We start from the raw sequence: 6,784 nt of genomic DNA on the forward strand, positions 1-6,784 counted from the left end.
AAAGCCGCTTGACATCCATAGGAGCATCCGCCGCGGCCCGCGCCGACACGCGCCCGCCCCAGCCCGCCCGGCCCGCCCCGGTTCCAATCCAGCCCGAAATCCGCTACTCGGAATGCGGATTCGCTACGCCGATCGGGATAGCGGATCCGGATTCGGAGTAGCGGATTTCCGGCGCCGACGGGCAGGTTCAGCGCCGGCGCGCCGGCTTATCGCCCGTCGCGCCAGGCCACCAGCGACTCGACCAGGTCCAGCGGGTAGTCGGGGCCGTTGAGCCCGACCGTGAAGAGGGTGACGCCCTCGGCGTGCAGGTTCTCGGCGAGCCGCTTCGCCTCGTCGGGCGAGCTGGCCCCGCCGATCTCCGTCGACCGCTCGATCTCGCCCGGATCGCGCCCCACGTCCGCGCAGTGCCCGGCGAGCACCTCCGACTTGTGGCGGTAGGTCTCCACGTCCACGAACGAGTGCCAGATGTCGGCGTGGCGGGCCACGTGTCGCAGGGTCTTCTTCTCACCGCCGCCACCGAGCAGCACGGGGATGTCCCTCGTCGGGGCGGGGGTGAGCGTGGCGAAGCGCTGCTCAATCCGCTCGAGGGAGTGCCCGAGGTCGTCGAGCCGCGAGCCCTTGGTGCCGAACTCGTAGCCGTACTCGGCGTAGTCCCGCTCGAACCATCCGCTGCCCAGGCCCAGGATGAGGCGGCCGCCGGAGATGTGGTCGACGGTCCGGGCCATGTCGGCGAGCAGGTCGGGGTTGCGATAGGTGTTGCAGGTGACCAGGGCGCCGATCTCGACGCGTTCGGTCTGCTCGGCCCACGCGGCCAGCATCGTCCAACACTCGAAGTGGGCGCCGTCGGGATCACCGTAGAGCGGGAAGAAGTGGTCCCAGTTGAAGACCACGTCCACGCCCGCGTCTTCGGAGCGTCGGACGGCGTCCCGGATCAGTCCGTAGTCCGGCGAGTGCTGCGGCTGGAGCTGGACGGCGATGCGGACCGGGCGCGTGGGGTTCGGGGTCATGCGCCCCATTGTGGGGCGTGGCGCCGCCCCGTGCACCCGGGCCAGGCTCCCGCCCCGCGCACCCGGCCCGTGCGTCTCAGCGCTCGCGCTCCAGGACGAACCAGAAGTGCTCTCCCTCGTGCACGGTGCCTCGCCCGTTCATCACCGCGAGGAGGGTGTCGGGTCCGACGACGGCGAAGTGGTCGATCACCGGCAGGCGGTCGTACACCATGGAGGCGGTCGGGCGGCCGCGGAAGGAGACCTCCCACAGGGACGCCCCGCCCCCGCCGGTCGCCGAGGTGTCCGGCACGACCTCACCGGAGTCGTCGGTGACGAGGATCGGGTCCACCTTGCGGGCCTCGGTGAAGTCCTTGCCCCACCAGCGCATCTGCCCGAGCATGCCGAACATGGGGTGCCCGGTGTCCAGGCCGGTGCCCTTCCAGCGGCTGCCCGCGATGTCGTCGACCCGCGCGGGCTCGAGGGAGTCCCACAGCGCGGAGACGCGGTCCGAGGGGACCGTGTCGAGCGCGAGGATGAGCTCGAACTCGCGCGCGGCGGCGCCCGCGGTCCCGGCGGTGCCGACCGCCCCGGCGGTGCTCACAGGCCGAGCGTCTTGCCGATGATGTCCCGCTGGACCTCGTTGGTGCCGCCGTAGATGGTGGGGACCACCGCCTGGCGGACCAGACGTTCCATCCCGTACTCGGTGGCGTACCCGTATCCGCCCATGGACTGCATGCACTCGAGCGTGACCCGCTTGCTCAGCTCGGACGCCTTGAGCTTGGCCATGGAGGCCTCGCGGGGGAACAGGGCCGTGGGGTCGGCCTCGTCGACCTTCCTGGCGACCGCGTAGACGAGCAGGCGCGCGGCCTCGATCTCGGTGGCGAGGTCGGCCATACGGTGGCGGAGCACCTGGAAGGAGCCGACGGGGCGGCCGAACTGCTCGCGCTCCTTGATGAAGGTCAGGCAGTCGTCGAACGCCCGCTGGGCCACGCCGAGCTGCATGGCGGCGAGGATGAGGCGCTCGGTATTGAGCCCGGTCATGAGCTGCGCCCAACCGCCGCCGACCTCTCCGATCACGGAGTCGGCGGGCAGGCGGACGTCGGTGAAGTAGAGGTCGTTGACCTCCTTGCCGCCCATGGTCTCGATCCCGGTGATCTGCAGGCCCTCGATGTCCGCGGGCACGTCGAACATCGTGATGCCCTCGTGCTTCTTGCCCGACGAGTCGGTGCGGGCGACGAGCAGGATGCGGTCGGCGAAGTGGGCGTTGGAACACCAGGTCTTCTGCCCGTTGATCACCCAGTTGTCGCCGTCGCGCTCGGCCTTGCAGCGCAGGGCGGCGACGTCGGACCCGGCGCCGGGCTCGGACATCGAGATGGACAGGGTCCCGCCGTTCACGACCAGCTCGAGCGCGCGTTTACGCTGCTCCTCGGTCCCGAACTTCTGGTACGCGGCGGCCGTGATGAGGGTGGGGCCGATGCCGCCGATCGGGGCGAGGCCGCGCAGGGAGTGCTCGAGCAGGAGGCACAGTTCGACGGCGCCGGCGTCGGAGCCGCCGTACTCCTCGGGGACGGTCAGCCCCAGCCATCCGAGCTCGGCCATCTTGGAGTAGATGTGCGGCGAGTGGGTGCCGCCCTCGGTGGTGAGCTCGCGTCGCTCTCGACGCCGTCGACCTCGCGCGCGCAGAAGTCATCGATCGACTTGGCGAATTCACGCTGCTCTTCGGTGAGGATGTCGAACACTTCTCGCCTCGTTTTTCTGTGTGGTTGCCCCGGTATCTGGCACGGGGTGCCGGTTGGGTGCACACTGGACTACTGTGGCGCGTATCGCGGTACGCTACATCAAATATATGTGATCGGTAACGAGAGGACCTCAGATGACGACCACCGAGCCCAGCAAGACCGGCCCCACGTTCGCGAGCCTGGACCCCCGCGACGGCACCGTCCTCGCGGAGTACCCCGTCGCCGGTCCCGAGGAGGTCGCCCTCGCCGTGGAGCGTGCGCGTGCCGCGGCTCGCTGGTGGGCGAACCAGGGTCCGCGGGGTCGCCGTGAGTGGCTGCTGGAGTACAAGCGGGCGATCTCGTCCAGGGCCGAGGAGTTGGCGTCCCTGATCTCCGCCGAGACCGGGAAGCCGGACGAGGACGCGACCCTCGAGGTCATGCTCACCGTCAGCCATCTGGAGTGGGCGGCCAAGAACGCGGACAAGGTCCTGCGACGGCGCTCCGTCTCGGCCGGGCTGCTCATGAGCAACCAGGCCGCCTACGTGGAATATCAGCCCTACGGCGTGGTCGGCGCGATCGGCCCGTGGAACTACCCCGCGTTCACCCCGATGGGCACGCTGTCCTACGCCATGGCCGCGGGCAACGCGGTGGTGTTCAAGCCCAGCGAGCTCACGCCGGGTGTGGGCGTGTGGCTGGCGGAGGTGTGGGATTCCCTGGGCGCCTCCCAGCCGCTCATCCAGACGATCACCGGCGACGGCTCGACGGGCGCGGCGTTGTGCAGGGCGGGCGTCGACAAGCTCGCGTTCACCGGCTCCGCCGCGACGGGCCGGAAGGTCATGGCCGCCTGCGCGGAGACGCTCACGCCGGTCGTCATCGAGGGCGGTGGCAAGGACGCCCTGCTCGTCGACTCGGACGCGGATCTCGACGCGGCCGCCGACCAGGCGGTCTTCGGCGCCATGGGCAACGCGGGCCAGACCTGCGCGGGCGTGGAGCGGATCTACGTCCACTCGGACGTCCACGACGCGTTCGTCCAGAAGTTCACGGCCAAGGTCCGCGCGCTCACCCCGGGCAACTCGATCTCCTCCAGCTACGGGCCCATGACGCTGCCGGCGCAGGTCGACATCGTCCGCAGGCACGTCAAGGACGCGATCGCCAAGGGCGGCAGGGCCGTACTCGGCGGCGAGGACTCGGTCGGCGAGAAGATCATCGAGCCGGTCGTCCTCGTCGACGTCCCCGAGAACTCGTCCGCGATCACCGAGGAGACCTTCGGCCCCACCGTCGTGATCAACCCTGTCGCGGACCTGGAGGAGGCCATCGAGAAGGCGAACGCCAGCAGCTACGGCCTCGGCGGTTCGATCTTCACCGGCAACAAGAAGCGGGGGCTGGCCCTCGCGGAGAAGTTGGACGTGGGCATGGTGTCGGTCAACTCGTTCCTCGCGTTCGCCGGCATCCCGGCGTTGCCGTTCGGCGGTTCGGGTGACTCGGGTTTCGGCCGTATCCACGGCGCCGACGGGTTGCGCGAGTTCGCCCGCCCCAAGGCCATCACCGCGCAGAAGTTCGCGGCCCCGCTGAACCTCATGACCATGACCCGCAAGCCGCGTGACATCAAGGTCGTCAAGTGGATGCTCGCGAACGTCCAGGGAAGGATGTGAGGTGAGATGACCGCCACCTCCGAGAGAACCGAGGAGGTGACGACGACGACGAGGGCCGCGGCCACCGAGCGGTCCGCCGTGCCCGGGGTGTTCGGACCATGATCCCGGCCGACCTCGTCGCCGACGCCGCCGTCGACCACCCGCTCACGGCAGGGGTCCCGTTCAAGCCCGGGCGCTGGTACTGGCGTGATCTCATCGCGACTCTCGATCCGGTGGCGGACGCGGCGGAGATCCACCGCATCACCTCCGCGTACGAGTTCCCGTGGGACTATCAGCGAGCGCTCGAGCTGGCGCTGTACCGGACCTACTGCATCCCTTCGGTGTCGGCGGTCCTGGAGCAGGCGGGCAACTTCCGCGATCACCCGCAGAAGCGGTACGACGACACCGCGCTGCTCATGGTGGAGCTGGTCGAGCACGGGTACGACTCGCCCCGCGGCAAGGAGGCGCTGCGGGTGATCAACCGCCAACACGCGATGTACGAGATCACCAATGACGACATGCTCTATGTGTTGTCGACGTTCATCTACGAACCGCTCGAGTGGATCGATGCGAACGGCTGGCGGCGTCTGCATCCGAACGAGCGGCTCGCGGCGTTCCACTTCTACCGCGCAGTCGGGGAGCGGATGAAGATCAAGGGGATCCCGCAGGACATCGGGGAGTTCCGGCGCTGGCGGGACGACTACGAGGCGCGCACCATGCGCTACGCCCGGACCAACGAGCTCATCGGGACGTACACGCTCGATCTCATGTGTTCCTGGTACCCGGAGCCGGCCCGGCCGGTGGTCCGCAAGGTCGTGCAGGCGCTGATCGACGACGACATGACCCGCGCCTTCGGCTTCCCGTGGCAACCTCGGGCGTTCCGCGAGGCCGCCTACGCGGCGCTGCGGATGCGGTCGAAGGTGGTGCGGTGGCTGCCGGTCCGCCGCCGCGAGCTCGGGTCCCGTGGGACCGAGAACCGGACGTACCCGGGATACCCGGAGGGTTACCGTCCCGCCGACCTGGGGGCCTGCCCCATCCAGCCGCGCGACCGGGTGGGCGCCTGCCCGGTCGTGCACGCTCCAGCCGCCGGCTCCACCGGAGCCGCCTGACCCGGCGGAACCGCCGCCGCGCCCCGCGATTTCCGCACGTCGGGACGCCGAACCCGATGCCCGGAGAGGGTGCGTGACCCACGAGGGCGTGAGGGGCACATGGGTGCGCTTTCCGGGTTAGGTGGAACACGGTGTGATCTTGACAACACCGGCTACAGTGGGCATCGCGTAGCGACACTTACACATATATGTGATCGGATCCATGGTCGTTCTGGAGGGACGACGTCATCGCGGTCGGTTGCAGAAGGGATCAGTCGCCGATGCCAAGTCCTGAGGCCACCTCCGGTGGCACCTACGAGGAGGTCCAGCCGTGATCCGCACCCGATTCACCGAGGAGTTCGGCGTCCATCATCCCATCGTCCAGGGCGGCACGATGTGGGTCGGCCGCGCCGAACTCGCCGCCGCCGTGTCCGAGGCCGGCGCGCTGGGGATCATCACCGGACTCACCCAACCCACGCCCGAGGACCTGGTCAAGGAGATCGCGCGCTGCCGGGAGATGACCGACCAGCCGTTCGGCGTCAACCTCACGATCCTTCCCGCGATCTCTCCGCCCCCGTACGCCGAGTACCGGCAGGCGATCGTCGAGTCGGGCGTGAAGATCGTCGAGACGGCCGGGTCCAATCCCAAGGACCACCTACCGGTGTTCCACGAGGCCGGCATCAAGGTGATCCACAAGTGCACCTCGGTCCGCCACGCGATCAAGGCCGAGCAGCTCGGTGTGGACGCGGTATCGATCGACGGCTTCGAGTGCGCGGGCCACCCGGGGGAGGACGACGTCCCCGGCCTGGTGCTCATCCCTGCCGCGGCGGCGAGGCTGTCCATCCCGATCCTCGCCTCCGGCGGGATCGCCGACGCCCGCGGCATGGTGGCAGCACTGGCGCTGGGAGCCGACGGCGCCAACATGGGCACCCGCTTCATGTGCACGGCCGAGTCGCCGGTGGCCGAGCAGGTCAAACAACAGATCGTGGCCAACACCGAGCTCGACACGAAGCTGATCTTCCGGACACTGCACAACACCGCGCGGGTGGCCGCCAACGCCGTCTCCGCCGAGGTCGTGTCGAAAGAGGCCGAGAGTGCCGAGTTCTCCGACATCCAGCACCTCGTCGCCGGAGCCCGCGGACGCAAGGTCTTCGAGGACGGCGACCTGGACGCGGGCATCTGGAGCGCCGGCCAGTGTCAGGGTCTGATCCACGACGTGCCCACCGCGGCGGAGCTCGTCGACCGGATGATGGCCGAGGCTGAGGAGATCATCACCGGCAGGCTGGCCGGGATGGTCGAGGCGGGGGAGAAGGTCCGATGACCGCGACCGGACGTGACGCCATCAAGGTCGACCATGACGA

General features: G+C 69.3%; 5 protein-coding genes and 1 pseudogene. 3 read left to right on the forward strand and 3 right to left on the reverse strand.

Annotated elements, in window-relative coordinates:
• Nucleotides 1–206 precede the first annotated feature (206 nt).
• From G6024_RS11740 to G6024_RS11750, 3 genes and pseudogenes are all read right to left on the reverse strand, one after another.
• The gene (locus G6024_RS11740; RefSeq protein ID WP_067720072.1) at nt 207–1,007 is read right to left on the reverse strand and encodes an LLM class F420-dependent oxidoreductase; all 801 of its coding nucleotides are present in this window, start codon (nt 1,005–1,007) and stop codon (nt 207–209) included.
• Nucleotides 1,008–1,083: 76 nt separating this feature from the next.
• On the reverse strand, nt 1,084–1,587 hold the full coding sequence (locus G6024_RS11745) for a DUF4334 domain-containing protein (RefSeq protein WP_227022308.1): 504 nt from the start codon (nt 1,585–1,587) through the stop codon (nt 1,084–1,086).
• Nucleotides 1,584–2,725 (reverse strand): annotated as a pseudogene (locus tag G6024_RS11750) (acyl-CoA dehydrogenase family protein). Before G6024_RS11750 ends, G6024_RS11745 begins: the two are co-directional and overlap by 4 nt.
• A gap of 134 nt (nt 2,726–2,859) precedes the next feature.
• Between G6024_RS11750 and G6024_RS11755 the strand changes: the two are divergent.
• From G6024_RS11755 to G6024_RS11765, 3 genes are all read left to right on the forward strand, one after another.
• On the forward strand, nt 2,860–4,356 hold the full coding sequence (locus G6024_RS11755; RefSeq protein WP_159148776.1) for an aldehyde dehydrogenase family protein: 1,497 nt from the start codon (nt 2,860–2,862) through the stop codon (nt 4,354–4,356).
• A 98-nt stretch (nt 4,357–4,454) separates the two neighbouring features.
• Complete coding sequence (locus G6024_RS11760; protein WP_227022309.1) at nt 4,455–5,444, forward strand: oxygenase MpaB family protein; 990 nt, start codon at nt 4,455–4,457, stop codon at nt 5,442–5,444.
• Between the two features lie 313 nt (nt 5,445–5,757).
• Nucleotides 5,758–6,744, forward strand: coding sequence for an NAD(P)H-dependent flavin oxidoreductase (locus tag G6024_RS11765; RefSeq protein WP_172812205.1), 987 nt, complete (start codon nt 5,758–5,760; stop codon nt 6,742–6,744).
• The last annotated feature ends 40 nt before the right edge of the window (nt 6,745–6,784 follow it).

Source organism: Dietzia maris, from assembly GCF_014144855.1.
GTDB classification, from domain to species: Bacteria; Actinomycetota; Actinomycetes; order Mycobacteriales; family Mycobacteriaceae; genus Dietzia; species Dietzia kunjamensis.

Bases quoted from the DNA above. Each gene is read 5' to 3' on its own strand.
- G6024_RS11740 (WP_067720072.1), bottom strand. From the start codon at position 1,007: ATGACCCCGAACCCCACGCGCCCGGTCCGCATCGCCGTCCAGCTCCAG.
- G6024_RS11760 (WP_227022309.1), top strand. From the start codon at position 4,455: ATGATCCCGGCCGACCTCGTCGCCGACGCCGCCGTCGACCACCCGCTC.
- G6024_RS11755 (WP_159148776.1), top strand. From the start codon at position 2,860: ATGACGACCACCGAGCCCAGCAAGACCGGCCCCACGTTCGCGAGCCTG.